General features: G+C 40.9%; 19 protein-coding genes. 14 read left to right on the top strand and 5 right to left on the bottom strand.

Annotation, left to right across the window (positions count from 1 at the left end; genetic code table 11):
• Nucleotides 1–4: 4 nt before the first annotated feature.
• Nucleotides 5–1,669 (bottom strand): hydantoinase/oxoprolinase family protein, encoded by a 1,665-nt coding sequence (locus tag H589_RS0109600; RefSeq protein WP_027721814.1) that lies wholly within the window; start codon nucleotides 1,667–1,669, stop codon nucleotides 5–7.
• A gap of 343 nt (nucleotides 1,670–2,012) precedes the next feature.
• The gene (locus tag H589_RS0109595; protein WP_027721813.1) at nucleotides 2,013–3,554 is read right to left on the bottom strand and encodes a sigma-54 interaction domain-containing protein; all 1,542 of its coding nucleotides are present in this window, start codon (nucleotides 3,552–3,554) and stop codon (nucleotides 2,013–2,015) included.
• A gap of 331 nt (nucleotides 3,555–3,885) precedes the next feature.
• On the opposite strand from H589_RS0109595, the gene H589_RS0109590 reads away from it, so the two are divergent.
• The gene (locus tag H589_RS0109590) at nucleotides 3,886–4,116 is read left to right on the top strand and encodes a hypothetical protein (protein WP_027721812.1); all 231 of its coding nucleotides are present in this window, start codon (nucleotides 3,886–3,888) and stop codon (nucleotides 4,114–4,116) included.
• Nucleotides 4,117–4,197: 81 nt separating this feature from the next.
• On the opposite strand, the gene H589_RS0109585 is transcribed toward H589_RS0109590, so the two are convergent.
• Complete coding sequence (locus H589_RS0109585; RefSeq protein ID WP_245577093.1) at nucleotides 4,198–5,100, bottom strand: metal ABC transporter solute-binding protein, Zn/Mn family; 903 nt, start codon at nucleotides 5,098–5,100, stop codon at nucleotides 4,198–4,200.
• 478 nt (nucleotides 5,101–5,578) lie between these two features.
• Here H589_RS0109585 and H589_RS0109580 point away from each other — a divergent pair, with 478 nt between their 5' ends.
• The 7 genes from H589_RS0109580 to H589_RS0109550 all read left to right on the top strand — a co-directional run bounded on the left by H589_RS0109580 (nucleotide 5,579) and on the right by H589_RS0109550 (nucleotide 14,122).
• Nucleotides 5,579–6,781, top strand: a complete 1,203-nt coding sequence (locus H589_RS0109580) for an ammonium transporter (protein WP_027721810.1) — start codon at nucleotides 5,579–5,581, stop codon at nucleotides 6,779–6,781.
• Nucleotides 6,782–6,934: 153 nt separating this feature from the next.
• Nucleotides 6,935–7,273 carry a P-II family nitrogen regulator gene (locus H589_RS0109575; protein WP_027721809.1) on the top strand — a complete coding sequence of 113 codons (339 nt, stop codon included), beginning with the start codon at nucleotides 6,935–6,937 and terminating at the stop codon, nucleotides 7,271–7,273.
• A gap of 2 nt (nucleotides 7,274–7,275) precedes the next feature.
• Complete coding sequence (locus tag H589_RS0109570) at nucleotides 7,276–9,810, top strand: [protein-PII] uridylyltransferase family protein (RefSeq protein ID WP_027721808.1); 2,535 nt, start codon at nucleotides 7,276–7,278, stop codon at nucleotides 9,808–9,810.
• A gap of 72 nt (nucleotides 9,811–9,882) precedes the next feature.
• Nucleotides 9,883–11,559, top strand: coding sequence for a methyl-accepting chemotaxis protein (locus H589_RS19555; protein ID WP_035075685.1), 1,677 nt, complete (start codon nucleotides 9,883–9,885; stop codon nucleotides 11,557–11,559).
• Between the two features lie 78 nt (nucleotides 11,560–11,637).
• A complete protein-coding gene (gene purD, locus H589_RS0109560; RefSeq protein WP_027721807.1) occupies nucleotides 11,638–12,909 on the top strand; it encodes a phosphoribosylamine--glycine ligase in 1,272 nt (423 codons plus the stop codon).
• Complete coding sequence (purE, locus tag H589_RS0109555; RefSeq protein WP_027721806.1) at nucleotides 12,906–13,400, top strand: 5-(carboxyamino)imidazole ribonucleotide mutase; 495 nt, start codon at nucleotides 12,906–12,908, stop codon at nucleotides 13,398–13,400. Before purD ends, purE begins: the two co-directional genes overlap by 4 nt.
• A gap of 95 nt (nucleotides 13,401–13,495) precedes the next feature.
• The gene (locus tag H589_RS0109550) at nucleotides 13,496–14,122 is read left to right on the top strand and encodes a LysE family translocator (RefSeq protein WP_051249701.1); all 627 of its coding nucleotides are present in this window, start codon (nucleotides 13,496–13,498) and stop codon (nucleotides 14,120–14,122) included.
• Between the two features lie 55 nt (nucleotides 14,123–14,177).
• On the opposite strand, the gene H589_RS0109545 is transcribed toward H589_RS0109550, so the two are convergent.
• Both H589_RS0109545 and H589_RS0109540 read right to left on the bottom strand, forming a co-directional pair.
• The gene (locus H589_RS0109545) at nucleotides 14,178–14,543 is read right to left on the bottom strand and encodes a response regulator (protein ID WP_027721804.1); all 366 of its coding nucleotides are present in this window, start codon (nucleotides 14,541–14,543) and stop codon (nucleotides 14,178–14,180) included.
• Nucleotides 14,544–14,665: 122 nt separating this feature from the next.
• Complete coding sequence (locus H589_RS0109540) at nucleotides 14,666–15,016, bottom strand: Hpt domain-containing protein (RefSeq protein ID WP_027721803.1); 351 nt, start codon at nucleotides 15,014–15,016, stop codon at nucleotides 14,666–14,668.
• Nucleotides 15,017–15,303: 287 nt separating this feature from the next.
• Between H589_RS0109540 and H589_RS21150 the strand changes: the two genes are divergently transcribed.
• The 6 genes from H589_RS21150 to H589_RS0109515 all read left to right on the top strand — a co-directional run bounded on the left by H589_RS21150 (nucleotide 15,304) and on the right by H589_RS0109515 (nucleotide 19,983).
• A complete protein-coding gene (locus tag H589_RS21150) occupies nucleotides 15,304–15,420 on the top strand; it encodes a hypothetical protein (protein ID WP_281168142.1) in 117 nt (38 codons plus the stop codon).
• 28 nt (nucleotides 15,421–15,448) lie between these two features.
• Nucleotides 15,449–15,874, top strand: a complete 426-nt coding sequence (locus tag H589_RS21000; RefSeq protein WP_027721802.1) for an NAD-dependent epimerase/dehydratase family protein — start codon at nucleotides 15,449–15,451, stop codon at nucleotides 15,872–15,874.
• Nucleotides 15,865–15,996 carry a hypothetical protein gene (locus H589_RS21145; RefSeq protein WP_281168141.1) on the top strand — a complete coding sequence of 44 codons (132 nt, stop codon included), beginning with the start codon at nucleotides 15,865–15,867 and terminating at the stop codon, nucleotides 15,994–15,996. Before H589_RS21000 ends, H589_RS21145 begins: the two co-directional genes overlap by 10 nt.
• Before the next feature lie 407 nt (nucleotides 15,997–16,403).
• Nucleotides 16,404–17,456: a TIGR00180 family glycosyltransferase gene (locus H589_RS0109525; RefSeq protein WP_027721801.1), complete on the top strand. Its 1,053-nt coding sequence runs from the start codon at nucleotides 16,404–16,406 to the stop codon at nucleotides 17,454–17,456.
• 157 nt (nucleotides 17,457–17,613) lie between these two features.
• Nucleotides 17,614–19,086: a class I SAM-dependent methyltransferase gene (locus tag H589_RS0109520; protein ID WP_027721800.1), complete on the top strand. Its 1,473-nt coding sequence runs from the start codon at nucleotides 17,614–17,616 to the stop codon at nucleotides 19,084–19,086.
• A gap of 84 nt (nucleotides 19,087–19,170) precedes the next feature.
• Nucleotides 19,171–19,983: a glycosyltransferase gene (locus tag H589_RS0109515; protein WP_027721799.1), complete on the top strand. Its 813-nt coding sequence runs from the start codon at nucleotides 19,171–19,173 to the stop codon at nucleotides 19,981–19,983.
• Nucleotides 19,984–20,060: the final 77 nt, after the last annotated feature.

Genomic DNA, 20,060 nt, shown 5'->3' with positions numbered 1-20,060 from the left:
CGTATTATGAATGTATCCGGACAACGCCGGGTTTAATCTGACATTTTACCCTGATATTGCGGCCTACTGTTGTTGATCCGTTAACCATATTAAATGAAGATGATGACGTTATCTGTGCATTGGAGCCGTCGGCAGCCACATGCATCTCGCCCAAATGGGCAAGCAGATGGTTCATAGCGTCTTTTTCTGCCTCTTCAAGTTTATAGTTGCGTGGAATGTTCTCCCTGTGCCCAAGGGAAGGGATAAACATAAGACCTCGTTCAGTGTCAGCGAAAAGTTCAAGTTCAGTTGTGGTACGGGTCAGTGCTGCACCGATAGCATTGGCTACATCGTAGTTTTCCGGCACTTCAGTAGAAAGTCTGAACTTACGGAAAATATCCATTTTCATGGCCTTGGCAGGGCCACCCATAATGTAAATTTTGCGAGGGACGATGCGTACATTTTCAAGCAGTTCATGAATTGTATAGACTGGCTGCTGATTGATTTCTTCAACAAGTTCGCGAGTTGAACTATGGATTTTATCAATTGCATAAGCAATGGCTTTGTCGGCAAGTTCATCTGGTTCAAATCCCTTATGTGAAGCAAATGCGGCAAATCCTCCTTTGGATTTTCCGATATCTCCGCATACGCAGGAGTCTTTCCAGATGAGTGCATCGGTTAGAGTCGGGATTTCTCCTCCTAAAGCAATTGATGGTCCAAGTCTGTTCGGCCCAACTCGTACGATTCCTTCCAATATGGATATTGTTGAATCTCCTCCGATACCGATGGACTGTACTTTCAAAGCGCGGACCAGAGTTGGATGTGATCCTATATCAATGCCTTCCTGCTCTATCAGAGGGCTTCCCCCTGCAAAAATTGCGATGTCAGTGGTCGTTCCACCGATATCATAGATGATAGAGTCATGTGTAATATTGCAAAGAGCGATTATGCCCATGACGCTGGCGGCAGGACCTGAGAAAATTGATTGTACCGGTATTTTGCGTGAAAGTGGCAGAGGCATGGTCCCTCCATCTGCTTTCAGAATATTTACCTTGATGTGACCAAGGTTCATTTCGTCTAGTGTGCCTGAAATGGCATCTGCAAATTTATTGAAAATTCTCCACACTGCACAATTGTAAAATGCAGTTGATATGCGTCTTGGGAAATTCAGGCGACCTGTTATCTGGTGGCCAAGTGTGATGAAATCGGCATTGTCACCAATTGCAAGACCGATCTCTTTTTCGTGGGCTGGATTTCGTGGAGAAAATTTAGTGACTGCTGCATAGACTTTAACACCTGATTTGCGGCAGGAAGCAATGGCTTCCTCCAGGGTTAGGTTGTCCAGTCTTCTCGTCTCCGAACCTCTATGGTCAAGTGCCCCGGGGATAACATGAAAGTCTTTGCAGGTCATAAAAGAGTGGGGATCAAGTCCTGGACCAGCTGAAACAATAACCCCAACATCTTCAAATTTACCTTCTACAATAGAGTTGGTCGAGAGTGTGGTGCTCAAGTTTAGCTGTTTTATTCGTGAGGGGTCAATGTTGCGGACAATTTCACTCAGTCCGTTCTTAATGGAGGAAAGCAGGTTGTCGTGATCCGTTGGAACTTTTACTTGCGCTTCAAGTCCATCCGGTCCGATTGCCACAGCATCTGTATGTGTTCCTCCGACATCAATTCCAAGAAGAAGCATGTTATAAATCCTTGAATAAGAGTTCTTCCGAATTTACGGGAACCTTATAGTCATGGTTAAGGAAATTCTGAAGGCACTAAGTGTTTATTGAATGTGATTTTTGAATTCTATACCAGCACCTAATTAGCACCCGCCTGTAACCTGAGTCCAGAGGTTTTACCGTAAACGGTATTAACAGGCTCGTAAGTGGTTTTTCGCTATAGAAGCCATCGCAGGCAAAATCGTTTTGATATTATTGTGGACGATATAAAGCCAGCCAGAATGTTTTATGATACTTTCTGTTTTTCTGTATACCTATCATGCAGATATAAATGAAGATCATGTTCTACTGGTGGACAATAGATTATATTGCCTTTTTACTTATTCCCAATTTTTTCATCCTGGAATCAAAGGTCGATCGGTTAATTCCAGCTGCGCGTGCGGCTTGACTTATATTCCAGCGATATTTTTCAAGCAGGCTCATTACATATGAATATTCAATTTCCTGCCATGTAAATTCTGATAAGTCAGGATTTTTAGTCTGGGATTCAGGGGCTGCTTTGGAAACTGTATTTGTATCTTGAAGTGAAGGAGGGGGAGGTGAACCAGGGCTTGCAATGTGCTGCGGAAGATCTTTAAGAGAAACCGTATCACCGGGAACCATAGCCTGAAATTGTTTTATCATATTTTCAAGTTCACGAATATTGCCCGGCCATTGGTATTTTTCCATAGCCAGCATGGACTGTTCATCCATTTTTTTGGGCAGCATATGGCTATATGATGCCTCGCGGTTTAGAAAATAGTTTGTCAGCATTGCAATATCTTCACGACGCTCTCGTAGAGACGGAAGTTTAAGTGGCAGCACATTCAGTCTATAATATAGATCTTCTCTAAATCGTCCCGATCTAACATCTTCTTCAAGATTGCGGTTAGTTGCTGAAATGATTCTTATATCAATGGTTTTAGTCTGCGTTCCGCCAAGTGGTTTGATTTCATTTTCCTGCAAAACCCGTAAAAGTTTAGCTTGCAGGTTAATATCCATGTCTCCGATTTCGTCTAAAAAAACAGTCCCGCCATCAGCCGCTTCAAAAAGTCCTGATTTATTTGATGTGGCGCCTGTAAATGCCCCTTTAACATATCCAAAGAGTTCACTCTCAAGCAGATTTTCGGGGATTGCACTGCAGTTTTGAGTCAGAAAAGGTTTATGAGTGCGTGAACTCTGTACATGTATTTCTTCTGCGAAAAGTTCTTTTCCTGTTCCTGATTCTCCGTACAGAAGAACCGGATAGTTGGTTGCTCCATAATTCTTAACAAGTTTAAGAGCCTTATTGATAGATTGACTTTTGCCTACAATGGATTTTTTGCTGTGAATATTGTTCAGAGTCAGGCTGAGCTGGGCATATTTATGGCGCTGTTCTTGAAATTCAAGTGAATTGTGTAATGATATAGACCCGATATCAACAAGGTCCTGCAGCATAGTAAGATATTCCGGGGAAAGGTTTAGCTGATCTCCTTTTGCGCTAGTATCAATGACCTGTACGGCACCGTATACTTCATTGTTTTTGAAGATTAGAGGAAAACATAATATAAGCTTACTTTTTACTTTGAAATTTTCTTCAATACTACTGTTGTGGCGACTGTCTCCCGCTTGTGCAATTGTCATCTCTCCGTTTTGGATAACCCAGCCGACGATGCTTTGCTCATTTGGGGATAGTCTGACCCCGACAACCTTCTCACTCTTAGTGCCAAGCGCCTCGACACATTCGTACATCCCATCCTTTTTTAACCAGAGAGATCCTCTTTCGACGTTTTGAAGTTGTAATAAAAGTGTGAGTATAGTCTGTTGCAGTTTATCAGGATCAAGTTCTTGAGATAAAGCTTTGTAGTCATCTATAGATAGAGTCATGGTAAAATCTTTTTATTTAGAGTTGTAAGTAATTAGTCTTATTTAGTATAAATTACTATATATCATTAAAATACTGTTTTATCAACATTGAAAGTGAAGGTTTTGATAAGGACTGATGTAGTAAACTGGTGTGAAGCCCTTGTGTTAAGTGGGTTTTTCAGGAAGTTGTTTTTTTTGGCACGGAAGGTGCTTTAAGAAGATCAGCTTGTTAGTCAAGTATGGACTGGAGGTCCCACTCCACCTCCCCGACCCCTCCGGGACCTCCAGCCATAAATTTTTTATGTGAAAACAATTCTGACTCAGTTTTCCTACCATACACGGAGATAGTTTAATGAACAGTGTAGAATCGTTAATATCTATGCATCGTAAGGATATGGAGTTTTTGCGGGATGAGTCCCGTACAGCAAGAAAACAACGGCTGAGTGACTGTCGTGCTTTGGATCAGTCATTCAAAGAATTGCGTACAAAGCTGAGTGCAGATCTTCCTCATATGTCACCTGCATCAAAGCTTAGAGGTGCAGTTACATTGATGGCAGCACTATTAGGTGTTTTGAGTTATTAACAAAATTTTGTGCCCAGTTGTTTAACTGGGTATCGCCATAAAAAGCCCGCCAATCTCATGATTGGCGGGCTTTTTAGTTTTTTACTTTAGATCCTTAAGGAATGCCTGCGCAGCCTTTTCAAGGTTGGTTGCCCAATCAGAAGCTAGAGGGTCTACAGTAATAACTTGTGCGTCAATAGAGTGGGCAATGGCCCGTGCGCTTTTTTGAGAGAATTGGGGTTGAACAAAAATTGCGGCTACAGACTCTTTTTTTGCAAACTTTATCAGTTGGGCAAGTTCTTTGGGACTGGGTTCTTTTCCTTCCAGTTCAATTGGGATTTGGGTTAAGCCATAACTAGCTGCGAAATATCCCCATGAAGGGTGGTAGACCATGAAACGTTTGTTTTTGGTTGAGCGGCTGAATAGTTTTAGCAGTTTAGTGTCTAGTTGATTGATCTCCTGTGCAAATTCCAGATAGTTTTTTCTGTATGTATCGGCATTGGCAGGGTCCTTTGTAATGAGGGAGTCTCTAATTTCTATACACATGATGCGGACTAGTTGCGGAGCCAGCCATACGTGTGGGTCCGCTATGAAATTTTCAGAATTATGCTGTTCTTGCGATCCGTGCTCGTGAGTGCTTTCTTCACTATGTATGTGATCCTGCATATGGATGTGCGTTACGCTGTCTCCCAGATTAATTATTTCAAGTTTTTTATTTGCGGATTTAAAACGTGGTAGCCATGCCCTTTCAAACGGCACTCCTATCGCAAAGTATAAATCTGCCTTGCTGAGTTGGGCCATTTGTCTCGGCTGTGGCTCGTAAGTAGCTGGACTGCTGCCGCTTCTTACCATCAGATTGATATTTACGAGATCTGCTCCGATCTTTTTTACAAAGTATTCTTGAGGGGCAATCGAGACGGTTATTTGTAGGGGAGTTGCCAAAGCTGCTGTACAACTAAAGATTATGGCCAGAATGAAGCCAGCTTGTAATTTAATTTTTCTCACGTTTATTTTCCTCTTATGAATGATAGATGATTTCTAATAATCTATGGCTGACCTACATTCTATACCAAGTCAATTGAGGATGTCAGTATTTTTATATTCAATGCTGTTTGTCGTGATGCGGTTGAATATGATTTTTACTAGTATCTCATTCTTTTTTTCTAAATAAAGTTCTAAAATTTACTTTTTTTTCAGAATAAGGGTATCTTCTTAAAGAATTGAGAATTTATTTTAATGAAAATGTCTACATTTTTGAAATTTTAATTTTTTGTTAAATTGCAAATATGTATTTTGGGTTCCATTTTAGTGTATAATTGTGTAGAAAAAGCCGTTTTTGGCATAAAGCGTGCTTTATAAAGAGTGAAAGTTCAATTTTGAAGGATATTTTTTGCAAAATTGCAAAAAAATAGTCTCTAAGAAGTGTCTGTAGAGACATAAATGTAAAAAATAGAAAAATTAAAATCAACGGGGGTTGGTAACAATGAATTCAGCGGATACTTCTTTCATCCTCATTTGTGCTGCTCTGGTCATGTTTATGACTCCGGGGCTGGCTCTTTTCTACGGTGGAATGGTTCGTAGTAAAAATGTTCTGGCTACAATTATGCAAAGTTTCATTATGCTTGGACTTGTTTCTATTGTCTGGGCTGTAATAGGATATACTCTTGCATTTGGTACGGATATAGGTGGATTTATCGGTGGTATGGATTTTTTTGCGTTAAATGGTGTGGGTATGGATACTCTAAACAGTCCCGCTGATAATTTGCCGCACCTTCTTTTTATGATATTTCAGTGTATGTTTGCGGTTATTACTCCTGCTTTGATTACGGGTGCTTTTGCTGAGCGCATGAAGTTCGGTGCACTGGTAATATTTTCTACTTTGTGGATTATCCTTGTATACGCCCCGATGTGTCACTGGGTATGGGGCGGTGGCTGGATGGGAGCTCACGGCGCACTTGATTTCGCCGGTGGAGCCGTTGTTCACATGAGTTCTGCTTCAGCAGCTCTTGCGGCTTGTCTGGTTATGGGTAAGCGCAAAGGATATGGCAAAGAACCTTTTATCCCCCATAACCTGCCAATGACTCTTCTGGGGGCGGGCATTCTCTGGTTCGGCTGGTTCGGTTTCAATGCCGGCAGTGCTCTTGCTGCAAATGGTCTAGCCGCTAACGCTTTTGTCACTACTCACCTTGCTGCTGCTGCCGCTGTATTGGGCTGGTTGTTGGTTGAAACTATGCACGGTGGCAAACCCACAACTCTTGGCGCTGCATCCGGTGCTGTTGCCGGACTGGTTGCCATTACCCCCGCAGCAGGTTTTGTAACCCCTATGGCATCGATTGTAATCGGTTTTGGTGGCGGTGCAATTTGTTATGGTGGCGTGCTGCTTAAGTCTGTTTTCAAATATGATGATTCACTTGATGTTGTTGGTATTCACGGTCTCGGTGGAACTTTTGGCGCAATCGCAACCGGTCTTTTCGCCAGCATCGGAGCTGAAGGTCTTTTCTATGGTAACGCTTCGCAGCTTTGGATTCAGATTGAATCATGCCTTGCTACTTGGGGATATTGTTTTGCAGTCAGCTGGATTCTGTTCAAGTTAATTGATAAGTTTTATGGTTTACGCCCCAGTGAAGAAGCTGAGGTTGCCGGGCTTGACGTTTCTGAACACAGTGAAGCCGGGTATCAGATTTAAGTGCAGTTCAGAAAAAATTAAGTTTCTGGCATGCTGAAGGTCGTTGTTTCATGTGTTTGATGGGTGTGTGCCTTAGGCTGGCAAACAAGCCTAAACCCCAGTTGTTTCCATATAGAGTGACAGCAGGATCAAATGTTATGAGGATAATTTGAAATGAGAAAAATAGAGATAATTGTTCGTCCGTTTAAGATTGATGATGTTAAAGATGCTATTGCCGGTCTTGGACTTAAAGGAATGACTGTTACTGAGGTTAAAGGTTTCGGACGTCAGGGTGGTCATAAGGAGGTCTATCGCGGTGCAGAATATCAGGTTGATTTTATAGCCAAAACTAAAATTGAAATTGTTGTAGATGCTGAGCGTGTTCCTGAAGTTATTGAGGCCGTTCGCGAGGCCGCAATGACAGGTAAAGTAGGTGACGGTAAAATCTTTGTCATTCCTGTTGAAGATGTCGTGCGTATCCGTACGGGTGAAACAGGCTTGGAAGCTATATAAAGATGAATACGGAAGTAGCCTCCATTAGTTCTGCGCAGAATTCAATAGACAGTTTGCTTGCAGGACGGGAAATTCTACTTGCGGCATGCTCCAAGAGCATGCCGCAGGATTTTCCACAGCAGATGGCCCGTCTAGTGGATAATTATTTTATATCCAGGATTAAGGAAGCTGTCGGAAAAGGTATACTTTCCTCGTATGAAAATATCTCGATAGTAGCAGTCGGCGGTTATGGGCGTGGACAGCTCGCTCCTTATTCGGATCTTGATGTTTTGATTTTGTCTGATATGCCGGAAGGAAAAGATCTCGAAGAATTATCTGGATTTTTATTTCATCCTTTGTGGGATCTCAAGTTTGAGGTTGGACATGGAGTTCGCAGTATTAAGCAGAACCTTGAACTTGCACGGTCTGATTTCAAGGTGCTGGCTTCTTTGCTGGACCTGCGTTTCATAGCTGGAAAAGAAGACCTGTTTAGGGATCTCTTTACCCAATTCAGAGAAAAGGTGATTCCAAAATCAGGGGTTAATTTTTGTCATACACTTTGGGAGAATCGTATCCAAATGGGTGTGGGCATGGATTCTGTAGTTCTTGAGCCGAACCTTAAGAACGGCTGGGGCGGTTTGCGTGATGCCCAGTTTGTTAAATGGTGCGCAGATATTAAAGGCGGATATTTTCCATTAAATGAAGATGATCTTGCGGATCTTTGCCGTGATGAAACTTTGTTGATGAGAGCCCGTTGTGCTCTTCATCTCGCCCGCAAGCGTAAACAGGATAAGTTGATTCTTGAAATTCTGCCTGATGTGGCTTCATTGTGCGGAGTAAAGGGATACAATCCTGCCAAACGGGGTAATGATATCCTTACCGCCATCCATAAGGCCATGATTCGTATCCGGTCTATGGGTGATGCTCTGTATCGTGAATCTTTTGAAAGAAATTCAATTTCATTCATTGATCATAGCGGTACGGCTGATTTGGATGCTGCTTTGAATGTTTTTGAAATAAAGTCTCGTACAGGTAATCCATTGACCCGTAAGGCACGGCGAGCAGTTTCTAAGGTAAGTTGCAAATCAGGAGTTAATATTCAAGAGGCTTTGACAAGGTTAGTTGATATTCTAAAAGGAGAGTTCGGCTGGCGCACATCTCTTGAGATGCTTGATAGCGGCTTGTTTAAATCATTTTTACCTGATTTTGCAAAAGTGTCGGAGCTGGTTCCATATGATGGATATCATCAGTATCCACCCGGACGTCACTCGTTGCTGACTGTGCATAAATGCTGTGATATTTTCAGGGATGAGTTTGCGGACGGAGGTAATTGTATTTCAGGACAGGATTTTGATGCGTTACTGCTAGCAGCTCTTTTACATGATATTGGTAAAGGGAAAAGAAATCATAGTGAGCGTGGGGCCCAAATTGCTGAAGATATTCTCGACGGAACTGACTATCCTCATCGATTTAAGGAAGATATAATTTTTCTGGTCCGTAATCACTTGCTATTGATTAAAGCCTCCCGTTCTCTGGATTTGAGCTCCATGGATGATCTTCGGTCTATTGCTGAAACAGTTCGTTCAGCTCGCAGATTGCGTATGCTTTTTATTTTATCAATGGCTGATTCCATGGCCACTGGTCCCAGGGTTTGGAATTCGTGGAGCGAATCACTGCTGCGTGAGATTTATTCCGGTCTTGAATTGGTTTTGACGGATGAAAGCTTTGCCGAAATGGAAAGCGAGGACCTTGTTGCTGATGCTGTGAGCAAAATTAGGCATTGTGCAGCCGGAAAGGTAAAGTCAAGCGCTGTTGAAACTATGATAGAGGCAATGCCCGACCGATATCTGCTTCTTGAGGATCCTGAAGATATTGTTCTGCATATGGTGCAGGTACAGGATTTCAATTCGATTTATGAAAAAGATTTGATACGTAAACCTGCAGGGAAAGGCGGGAAGGGAATTAATCTTGTCCGGGCCTTTGAGACTGATGATAAGCGCCGAGTGAAGCTGGTCATTGCTGCACGTGATCAGGATTTTCTTTTTGCCGCTCAGAGTGGGGTTTTGGCCCTGCATTCAATAAATATTCTTTCTGCTGAAATCTTTTCATGGACTGACAATATTGCTCTCAATGTTTTTATTGTAGAAACTCCGCCTGATTCAGCTCCTGACGATATCTGGTCGCGAGTGGAGCGTTCTATCATGTATGCTATGACGGGGCGTTTATCTCTCGACTATAGGTTGCATAAAAAAAGAAATACAATTTATGCAAAAGCAGCTTCAATACGAGTACCCACTAGAGTCAAGGTGGATAGTGACTCCAGTGAATCATGTACACTTATTGAAGTCATCACACAGGACCGTTCTGGTCTTCTATATGATATGGCTGCACTGTTTTCACGTATGAATGTAAACTTGCGTATGGCCAGAATTTCAACGACCGGGCAAAGTGTTTTTGATGTTTTCCATGTGGAAAGTCCGGAAGGCGGAAAAATTCAAGATCCAGAGCATGCAAAGGAATTAGTCAGCGCTCTGGAGTATGTTCTTTCGAATCATTAATTTCTCCAGCAAAATCTAGGTGTCCAAATAGAATACGGTTTTTAAATCTGCTTATAGGCGAGGAGTTGTATTATGTTTTCCAGATTTGTGGTCCACTTTGTTGTGGAAGTAATAGTCTTGTGCTTCCTGTGCCTGTTGCTGATTTTCATGCCTTATATCTTTTCTGCTCAAAGCATATTTCCTCTTTTAGGGTTATTTGTAAGTGCATTGCTGGTGGTAAGTGCTTCAAACTTTTTAGCTGCTACCAAGGTCAGAAATGATTGTAACTCCATCAGTAAGTGGATTGAATGTCTTACCAGCGGTGCAGATTTCAAAGGAGATATGGAAACAGTTCATTCTTTTGTTCCTGCTTCAAGTGATCTTGAAGCATATATAAAATCTCTTAATTATAAACTTGATAAAGCAAGTGAGCAGTGTGAAATAGAAATTTCAAAACAGCTTTCGGCCTATAAAATGGCTGAGGAAGCTCGTCTTCATGGTGAACAGGCCCGCAGTAAAGGGCTTCTGTCTGCAGCCGGTACCATTGAAAATGCTGTGGAAGGAATTCGCAGTAGTTCTACCATGCTGGATAAAGCCTCTTCCAGAGCCCGTGCAGGAGCAGGGCGACAGCAGGAATATCTTTCTTCTGTTGTTACTTCTATGGAGCAGATTGATGTTTCAATCCGTTCATCTGTAGAGCGTGCTGAATCTGCAGCAATAGATGCGGAGCATGCAGCAGAGCTTGCTAAGTCTGGTGAAACTGTACTGAGACAAACGATTGAATCTATTACAACTGTTATGGAAAATTCCAATGAACTGAATACCCGCGTAGAAACGCTCGGCAGGCAGGCTGAAGGAATTGGCAGTATCATGAGCGTGATTTCCGATATTGCTGATCAGACTAATCTTCTTGCTCTTAATGCTGCAATCGAAGCAGCTCGTGCTGGAGATGCCGGACGAGGATTTGCTGTTGTTGCTTCTGAAGTTCGAAATCTTGCAGAAAAGACTATGGAGGCAACTCGTGACGTGGGGACAGAGATCAGTAAAATTCAGGAACAGGTGGAAAAAACGGTTGAAGGCGTTAATCATATTAGCGGACTGGCCGGGGATACTTCCGGACTTGCCTCTCAATCCGGTAAAGCTCTTGGTGAGATAGTTGTTTTTGCCGATAAAAGTTCTGAGCGGGTGCGTAAGATAGCGGAAGAGGCGATGCAGCAGGCTGAGGCCAGCAGCAATGTTCGCGAAGCAGTTAACGAAGTGCACTCTATTTCTGATGAAACAGGTGATGCTATGTCCGGTGCTGACGAAGCTGTTTCTGTTCTTAGTGGACGTATATCTGAATTGGATGATATGGTCGGTATGTTTAAGCTGATTGGTAACGGTAAGGTTCAGGAGATCATTGACTCTTTAGCTAAGTCATCAGATATAAAGTCACTTAACCGTGAGTTGCAGGAGCGGGATATGCGCAGTTGTGTCCGCAGGAATAATTTTCTAGAGTTGCTCTACATTACTGATAATACAGGAAAACAAACTGTAAGTAATATAAGTGGTCAGTGGGATAGTTACTCCGAAGATAAGACTGCTTATGGTAAAGACTGGTCTCGTCGTAATTGGTTTCGTGAGGTTTTAGAAGAGAAAACTATGTACATTTCAGATGTCTATAAATCTTCAGCCACAGGTTCAAATTGTATAACCGTTTCGGGACCTTTTTTAAATTCAAGCGGTGAGGTCCTTGGTGTTATTGCCGCTGATGTTCGTTTAAACAGTTAGGTTTTGGTCTGCATTGCCTTGCCAAATTGGCGATATTTATCTAAACGAGGCCTATCTTAATCAGTTGAGAGGATAGTCATGAAAGTACTTGTTGTAGGATCAGGTGGTAGAGAACATGCTTTGGCCTGGAAGTTAGGTCAGAGTCCTAAAGTTTCTGAAATTTTTATTGCACCGGGAAACGGTGGAACCCGTCTTGAGGGTACCAATGTTCCTATCAAAGACGATGACCTTCCAGGTCTGGTTAATTTTGCTAAAGAAAATAAAATAGATTTAGTCATAGCTGGACCGGAACTTCCTCTTGTTCTTGGAATAAAGGAAGCTCTCAGAAAGGAAAGTATTCCTTGCTTCGGTCCCGGAGCATATGCAGCTAATCTTGAAGGGAGTAAGGCTTTCTCCAAGATGACAATGCGTGATGCCGGCGTTCCTACAGCTCCTTTTAAAGTCTTCGATGAATTTGATCAGGCAAAAACATTTGTTGAAAACAAAGGTGCACCTATCGTTGTAAAGGCTGATGGTCTTGCAGCTGGTAAAGGCGTCGTGGTTGCTTCTACTGTTGAAGAGGCAATTGAAGCCCTTGACGATATGATGGTTAAGAAAGTATTTGGCTCAGCCGGGGAAAGGGTTGTTGTAGAAGAAGCCCTCAAAGGCGAAGAAGCTTCTTTTCTGGCATTCTGCTCCGGAGAAGATTATGCCTTACTGCCATCTGCACAGGATCATAAAGCTGCTGGAGAAGGTGATACCGGCCCCAACACTGGTGGTATGGGTGCTTACAGCCCTGCTCCTATTCTGCCTCGTGAAAAATATGAAGAGACAGCTGAGCTTGTTATCAAGCCAATCTTGAAACTATTAGCCGAGCGTGGAGAGCCTTTTACCGGAATTCTTTATGCTGGTCTGATGTACACTGATGACGGTCCTTCTGTCCTGGAGTATAATGTCCGTTTTGGAGACCCTGAGTGTCAGCCGCTGCTTATGCGTCTGGATTGCGATATTGTCGATATTATGATGGCTTGCGTTGAGAACAGGCTTCCTGAAGTAGACGTTAAGCTAAAAGATGAAACAACAATTTGTGTTGTCATCGCAGCCGGCGGTTATCCTGGATCTTATGAAAAGGGCAAGGAAATATTTGGTATTGATGAAGCTGAAAAGCTTGAAGGTGTGAAGGTCTTTCAGGCTGGAACAACATTTGATGAGGGTAAAACATTAACCAGCGGCGGACGTGTGCTGGGTGTTACTGCTCTGGGGGCGGATCTCAGAGAAGCCCAGAAAAAAGCTTATGAAGCTGTGGCGAAGCTTTCTTTTGAGGACGCCTACTTCCGTCGCGACATCGGTGACAAGGGTCTAAAAAAATGAGTGCAAAAGTAGCGATTTTTATGGGATCAATTTCGGATAAGGATACTATGCAGCCTTGTTCTGATTTGCTGACCAAACTAGGTATTCCTCACGTTTTCACAGTTTCTTCTGCTCATCGTACTCCCGAAAGGACTGCGAAGCTGGTCAAGGAACTGGAAGAAAATGGTTGTGAAATCTTTATTTGTGCGGCAGGGCTTGCAGCCCATCTTGCCGGAGCTGTAGCAGCTAAAACAATCAGACCTGTTCTCGGAGTACCCATTTGCGGGTCTGCTCTTGGTGGCATGGATGCATTGCTGGCAACAGTTCAGATGCCTCCGGGATTTCCTGTTGGAACAGTGGCTCTTGATAAAGTCGGGGCAAAAAACTCTGCATGGATGGCAGCACAGATTCTTGCTCTTCATGATCAGGATATTGCTGCAAAAATTATCGAGGCCCGCTTGGGATTCGTGGAATCTGTAGAAAAAGCAGCAGCAGAGCTTGAAGGTAAGTAATCTTTACGTAAGTTCTGTTCTATAAGTAAAGTTTTAGTTAGTTAAAAGCTGTGGCTGAGTTAATTTAGCCACAGCTTTTTTATACTGGAGTCCATGTGTCTATTGAATTCTGGGGCGTATATATTTTGACGGTTTTTCTGGCTTCTATAATCCCGGGGCCAAGTATGATTCTAGCTTTGACTCATGGAGCCAAGTATGGAGCACATAAAGCCATTGCCACTGCTTTAGGCAATTGCGTTGCCTCTTTCTTGCAAGCAGTGGTTTCCATTGCCGGGCTGGGGGCCCTTTTGGCTGCTTCTGAAACTGGTTTTATGGTGGTAAAGTATTTCGGGGCAGCGTATTTGATCTGGCTTGGGATAGGTGTCCTTACATCCGGTGAATTCAATCTAGATACCAGCAAAATAGAAAAAAAAGATATTCCTTCGTCAAAGAGACTCTTTCTGCAAGGGTTTTGGGTTGCAGCCGGTAATCCCAAAGCAATAATTTTCTTCAGTGCACTTTTCCCTCAGTTTATAAGCGCTGATAAGGCTTCAGCATGTCATTTTGCGCTTCTTCTAGGGCTACTGACAGTGATCGCATTTGCCTGCATGATGATTTATGCATGTGGGGGGGCTAGAATAAAGGAAATATTGAAGGGAACAACAGTAAGTAGTTGTATTAATAAGGTGTTGGGAACAGCTTTTGTAGGCTTAGGGGTGAGTCTGGCCTGCTCAAATAAGTAAACATGAAAACTTTTTGAAATACATGCTTTGGGAAATGATGTTTTTAAAACAAGCGCTATAAAAGCATGTTCTGAACAGTTGAAAGGAAATCTTTTTGAGTGAACGGTTTAACGAGAGCTTCACTGGCTCCTAATGCTTTAGCCTGTTTGATATATTCAAGTCCCGTAAATTCTCCGCCGCCTGATATAACAAGAATTTTAATATCTATATATTCTTGTTTCATTTCCATGATAGTCTGAATCCCATCCATATTGGGCATGAATATATCAATAATTACTAAATCAACATTATTGGATTTACGCATAAGAAGTCCTTCTTCACCATCAGAAGCGGTTAGAACCTCTAATTGCTCATCCCGAAGATAGTGCTTGAGTAAATCAAGCATTTTGGGATCATCGTCTATAATTAGTATTGTTTTCATTGTGTTTATTTTAACATGTTATAATTCAGTTGATCAGGTTGTTTAGCGCATGAATGCATTAAATGGGAATTATAATGATGTTATGTCTATTATAAGTTGTCTTTTACGCAAGCATAAGTTCATTATGCAATGTCAGGAAGTTCATCTATAGCAATTTGAACTTCTTCTTCTAGTTTGGTGTATAGTTCGTTGGAAGCAGCTATGTCATTTGTTTGTGCAGCTTTATCAATAGACTCACTTAAAAATTGAGCTGTAACAGCTCCGACTGCTCCGCATTCTGCTTTTAGCGTATGAGCTTCTTCAGAAACTCCTTGAAGATTACCTTCACTTAGGAAACGCCTTACTTTTTTGAGGTGGCTGACAGATTCCTCTTTAAAAATAGCAATAGCCTCGTACAACAATTCCGTGTCACCGGAAAACCTTTCCAAGGCTGCATTCAGATCAAAGCGACCAGAATTATCTTCGAATTTCATAGTGTCTCCAGTATTCAGAATGATGGTATTTTAAGGTGATTGAAGATTCTATTTAAAGAAATTTTTACCAAAATTTATTAAACATTAACCTATTGATTGCTGTGGTTCAATAAAGTTAATAAAAAAATCTCGCTTCTAATAAGTTTGAAATTGTACTAAACTATGTTAAATATTTAATTAGTATATACAGTTAAAAAAGTATAAATTTTAAATGGTGCAGGCATGGAAATAAAATCTTAATTGCCGGGGGCGCTGGGTATTTAGGGTCCACTTTAGCACCTATTCTTTTGTCGAAAGGATATGTTGTAACTATTCTGGATAATTTGCTCTTCGGTCAAGCTCCTCATTTAGACTGCTGTCATTATCCAACATTTAAATTTATTAAAGGTGATATTTGTGATTAAGAGCTTGTAGATAAACTTATTGCGAGCCATGATATATCTACCCTTAGCTGCTATCGTTGGGGCACAGGATCAGATTGCAGCTGCCTATGGTGGGCTTAATAGGATAGACTTTAAAAAGAATAAGCCGAAACTGGTAGTATTTGCTGCAGGTCTTTCTGGTGGGATTGCTTTCAATCAGAAGACTCCGGCTTCGCTTATTTACGACAATTTGATGGCTGAGACTAATGTCATCCATTCCGCATACAAAAATAATATTCAAAAATTGCTTTTCCTTGGCTTTGAATCAGGTAATAAAAGAATTCTTTCAGATATAAGCAAGAAGCATACTCCACAGGCCTCATATGAAGCTGCAGAGAAAATTAAAGCCGCTGGGATTAATATTTTGCCAACTTTATTGTGGGGTTGCCTGAAGGTGATTTTGAATCCATGCAGGATAATCTCGCGATGGCAATGAAGATAACAGCTGAATATTTAAATGTTTATTCTGTAATGACTTATCCTGGCTCTGAGCTGTGTGATCAAGCTATTGAGAATAATTGGACACTCCCTGAAAAATGGCAAGGTTCTGTCCTATAGAGACTTTTTTTGATACATATTTTAAGAATCCTAATTTTCTTAACATGATTCGTGAAAAGTTTAGCGAAGAGACAATGCTACATATACAATATTTGACGCAGCATAAGCTTAAACGGAAATATGTCGAGATATGAGGTAAATCTTGTATGGATACTATCGTTACTGATATTAAGGCCCCTTTTTTTTGTTGAAGATAGATATGTTTTATCGAAACTTATTGCTTCATTGGGCAATAGGTCTAAATAGATTGTGTAAATTGGCAGTTTTTTGTGGCAGGATCATTGTGTCTTTTTATGATGATGAAGGGCACTAAGGGCGACTTAGAAATTAAAATAATATTTCACATAAATGGCAATATGTTAAATTCATAACGTTTCAATGTAAGATTAGTACATAAAGGATAAGCAATGGCTTCTAATAAATTAGCATATGATGGTGGTAAAAAGGATTCTTTGAACGATCTAGTTACAATAATTACTCCGACCATTAACAGGCCGGAATTCATATCTCGCTTTTTATATTACTATAGTAGTATCGGGTTTACAGGGGATATCCTTATTGGTGATTCAAGTGATGAAAATCGTCGTGTTGAAGTATTAGATGCAGTAAAAAAATATGAAAAGAAAGTATCTGTTAAATATGCTCATTATCCCTCTTCAGCTTATCCTCATAGTGGATCTTGCGTAAAAGCTTTGAATGAGAATATTAAAACTCCTTACGCCATTTACTGTGGAGATGATGATTTCTTGGTTCCTGACGGAATCGCTCAGTGTGTAGATTTCTTAGAAAAAAATAAAGATTTCATTGCTGCTTGTGGTAAGAGAATCGTTTACCAGCTTGATAGGGAGGGGCCAAGTGGAAAGGTGGTTGCAATGGCGACCCGTAACTCTCCTGATCTAACGGGTGAGACTTCGCTTGAAAGGCTTAATACTTATATTGTTAGTGGCAGAAGCACACAGTACAGTATTTTCAGGTCTGAGGCATGGGTGAAGATGTACAAGGATGCTGATGCTATGCCTAGCCGATACCTTGGTGAGGAATTTTATCCGTGTTGCATCTCATTGATATCTGGAAAGATTGAAATGCTTGATGTCTTTTTAGTTCTGTTTCAGCAGAATATGAAACCCATTTTTAATTGGAATAATACAGCGCTTTTTTCTCTGGTTAACAGTCCGGAATGGGCTCCTTCAGTGAAAAAAGGCAATGAAGTATTGATTGATACTCTTCTCGCTCATTCAGCTTTTAATAGAGATCAAGCATCTCAATTCATTGTGATGGCGCTTTGGCAGCATGTTTTATTAATTTTGAATGGGCAGTTTAATGCTCTTTCCCAAGGTAAGGCGTTACGTTCAGGGCTGGATCTTGTTGAAGGTAAAAAGATACTTGATGAGTTTATGATGGATAGTAACTTTCTTAGCATATTGAAGCCAGCTTTAAAGGCTTTAGCCGGATTGCGTTAAAGCTTAAGTAGCCCTTTTTTATAAGAGTTTTAAAAGGCCACTGTCCGTTGAATAAAAACATCTCTCGACAGCTCTCTGCATGTTTGCTAAATTTATAATACTATTAATTCAAATCTATAATATTATCGTAAAAAATGCTCTTTAGCAAAGGTTCAATATGGATTTTAGCATCGTCGTCCTCTATCGCCCAGATTCACCCTACTGGAGATGTGTTGAAGATATTATTTATCCGTTACGGGACACTCTTTCTGCATTTGGATATTCCGTTGAAATTTTAAAAAACAAACTTTCGACTGATGCAGTTAATATTATTTTTGGATTGCAGGATATTCCAGAATTTCCGCTAAATACTATCCCTGAAAATTCAATTATTTATAATTTTGAGCAAATAGTTAAAGGAAGCAAAGCATTACGACCTCATTATATTGAATCCTTGTGCAAACTAACCGTGTGGGATTACAGTGAACGAAACATTGATATTCTAAAAAGAAATTTCAAAGTAACAGAAGTTTATCATGTGCCATTGAGATACACTCCTCAAATGACATGTTTGGATGAAAATTATCCAAAAGATATTGATGTCCTATTTTATGGTTATATGAACCCGAGGAGGCAGAGCATTATTACGGAACTCCGTGAGCGTGGGGTTAACGCTATAGCTATTGAAAAAGTATTCGGTCATGAACGAAATTTTTATATTGCTAGATCCAGATTAATCCTGAATATGCATTATTATACTCCTGGTATTTTTGAAGAAGTGCGTATCGGTTTTCTTTTAGCAAATAAAAAAACTGTTGTATGCGAGCGTAATGAAGACACATCGGTTCCAGCTGAGTTTGAAGAGTCCTGCATCTTTACCCCGTATAATTCAGTCGTGGATACCATCACAAAACTACTTGGTAATACTGAAGAAATAGTTAAACAGGGAGAACTTGGTTATTCATGTTTCACAAAATATCGTTATGATGATGTTCTCGCTGAGGCTGCCCGGAAAGCTGTTAGCAGCCCCTCAGAAGTGAAAAGTTTTCCCACTCTTCTGAATGCTGGTTCAGGAAAAGATTTCAAAGATGAATACCTGAATATCGACATTAATTCTGCATGGGCCCCTGATATTTTACTGGACCTGTCCGCTCCCATAAATCCAGAAGAAATTCACAAAACGCGCCGTTTTGGAAATATATCTTTACCAGAAGGCCATTTTGAAGAAATTATTGCCAATGATGTTTTAGAGCATGTTCCTGATGTCATTTGTACGATGACAAATTTTTTAAATTTATTGCACGTAGGGGGAAGGCTTATAGTACAGGTCCCTTACGATCTGTCGCACGGAGCGTGGCAGGACCCTACTCATGTTCGGGCTTTCAATGAAATGAGTTTTAAATATTACACGGACTGGTCTTGGTATTGTGGCTGGCGGGATTATCGTTTCTTTGTAAAGGACCTTTCTTACTCTCCGAGTGATTTAGGTAAAAAAATGTACCAGCAACAAAAAGATTTAGAACCACTGTTGCATACACCCAGAGCTATTGCTGGTATGACCGTGACACTGGAGAAATGTCGAAGTACACAAGAAGAACAAAAAGAATATGATCTCAGACATCGTACATTTTACAAGCAGATATTAGACTAATCTTATTGTATCGAAACTTTATGTATCCAACATATTATGGAGCATGCTCCTTCTGATAATGCTAGATAAAACACAGAGATTTACATGATAGATATTCTTTATATAACATTCAATAGGATTGCATATACAAAAATAACTCTTCCCGCACTTATAGAAAATGCCGGAACAGATTTTTCCTTAACTATTATGGACAATGGCTCAACTGACGGGACTGTTGAATACTTGCAAGAGATACAGGAAAAATACAAAAAGACCATACGTAAAATACTATTCAATTCAAAAAATATTGGTATTTCCATGCCCACTAATGTTTTTTGGAGGACGGCCAAAGGAGAATTTGTAGGAAAAGTCGACAATGACACCTTAGTTCCTAAAAACTGGCTGAGCAGATTACTTGAAGCACATCAAAAATCTGATAAGATAGGTGTTGTCGGAGGGTTTCATTTCGACATGGCGTACGTAGACGAAAAAGAGCTTGAACGTCGAGTGGTGTCTCTTGATGGTATTTCTTTGATTCCCGATGCGTTTATTGGTGGCTGTTGTTATTTGCTTCGCAAAAGTGTTCAGGAAAAACATGGTTATCTGGATGTTCACCCGACACGGAAGACTTTCGGATGGACTGAGTATCAAAGGGCAATAGCACGAAGCGGGTATTGTAACGGTTATCTATATCCTTTACTAAATGTAGAACATTTTGATGACCCGGTGAGCAAATACAATTTAGCATATACCAAGCATATCGATACATCTAAAATCTCTATGGGGGATAAAGGCATTTTCAATAGAGAAGAGCAGCTCAAATGGTATATTAAGGATGCCAAAAGGGTAGAGAGGGGCACTTCCTTGACGGAGATGGGTATTCCGTTGAATTTGTCAGTAAATTCATTGGGAAAATAGGCCGATAAGGTGCTAGCCAGCGAAATATAGAGCCAGTTTTAATGGATCATCTCTGATCCCGCAGGTTCAAGCAAGTA

This window comes from Maridesulfovibrio zosterae DSM 11974 (assembly GCF_000425265.1).
Lineage (GTDB): Bacteria > Desulfobacterota > Desulfovibrionia > Desulfovibrionales > Desulfovibrionaceae > Maridesulfovibrio > Maridesulfovibrio zosterae.
Note: the sequence above shows the minus strand (reverse complement) of the source record. Positions and strands in the feature narration are given on the sequence as shown.

Bases quoted from the DNA above. Each gene is read 5' to 3' on its own strand.
- H589_RS19555 (WP_035075685.1), top strand. From the start codon at position 9,883: ATGTTTTCCAGATTTGTGGTCCACTTTGTTGTGGAAGTAATAGTCTTG.
- H589_RS0109520 (WP_027721800.1), top strand. From the start codon at position 17,614: ATGGATTTTAGCATCGTCGTCCTCTATCGCCCAGATTCACCCTACTGG.
- H589_RS0109600 (WP_027721814.1), bottom strand. From the start codon at position 1,669: ATGCTTCTTCTTGGAATTGATGTCGGAGGAACACATACAGATGCTGTG.
- purD (WP_027721807.1), top strand. From the start codon at position 11,638: ATGAAAGTACTTGTTGTAGGATCAGGTGGTAGAGAACATGCTTTGGCC.
- H589_RS0109515 (WP_027721799.1), top strand. From the start codon at position 19,171: ATGATAGATATTCTTTATATAACATTCAATAGGATTGCATATACAAAA.
- H589_RS0109590 (WP_027721812.1), top strand. From the start codon at position 3,886: ATGAACAGTGTAGAATCGTTAATATCTATGCATCGTAAGGATATGGAG.
- H589_RS21145 (WP_281168141.1), top strand. From the start codon at position 15,865: ATGGCAATGAAGATAACAGCTGAATATTTAAATGTTTATTCTGTAATG.
- H589_RS0109540 (WP_027721803.1), bottom strand. From the start codon at position 15,016: ATGAAATTCGAAGATAATTCTGGTCGCTTTGATCTGAATGCAGCCTTG.
- H589_RS0109570 (WP_027721808.1), top strand. From the start codon at position 7,276: ATGAATACGGAAGTAGCCTCCATTAGTTCTGCGCAGAATTCAATAGAC.
- H589_RS0109545 (WP_027721804.1), bottom strand. From the start codon at position 14,543: ATGAAAACAATACTAATTATAGACGATGATCCCAAAATGCTTGATTTA.
- H589_RS0109580 (WP_027721810.1), top strand. From the start codon at position 5,579: ATGAATTCAGCGGATACTTCTTTCATCCTCATTTGTGCTGCTCTGGTC.
- H589_RS0109575 (WP_027721809.1), top strand. From the start codon at position 6,935: ATGAGAAAAATAGAGATAATTGTTCGTCCGTTTAAGATTGATGATGTT.
- purE (WP_027721806.1), top strand. From the start codon at position 12,906: ATGAGTGCAAAAGTAGCGATTTTTATGGGATCAATTTCGGATAAGGAT.
- H589_RS0109525 (WP_027721801.1), top strand. From the start codon at position 16,404: ATGGCTTCTAATAAATTAGCATATGATGGTGGTAAAAAGGATTCTTTG.
- H589_RS21000 (WP_027721802.1), top strand. From the start codon at position 15,449: ATGATATATCTACCCTTAGCTGCTATCGTTGGGGCACAGGATCAGATT.
- H589_RS0109595 (WP_027721813.1), bottom strand. From the start codon at position 3,554: ATGACTCTATCTATAGATGACTACAAAGCTTTATCTCAAGAACTTGAT.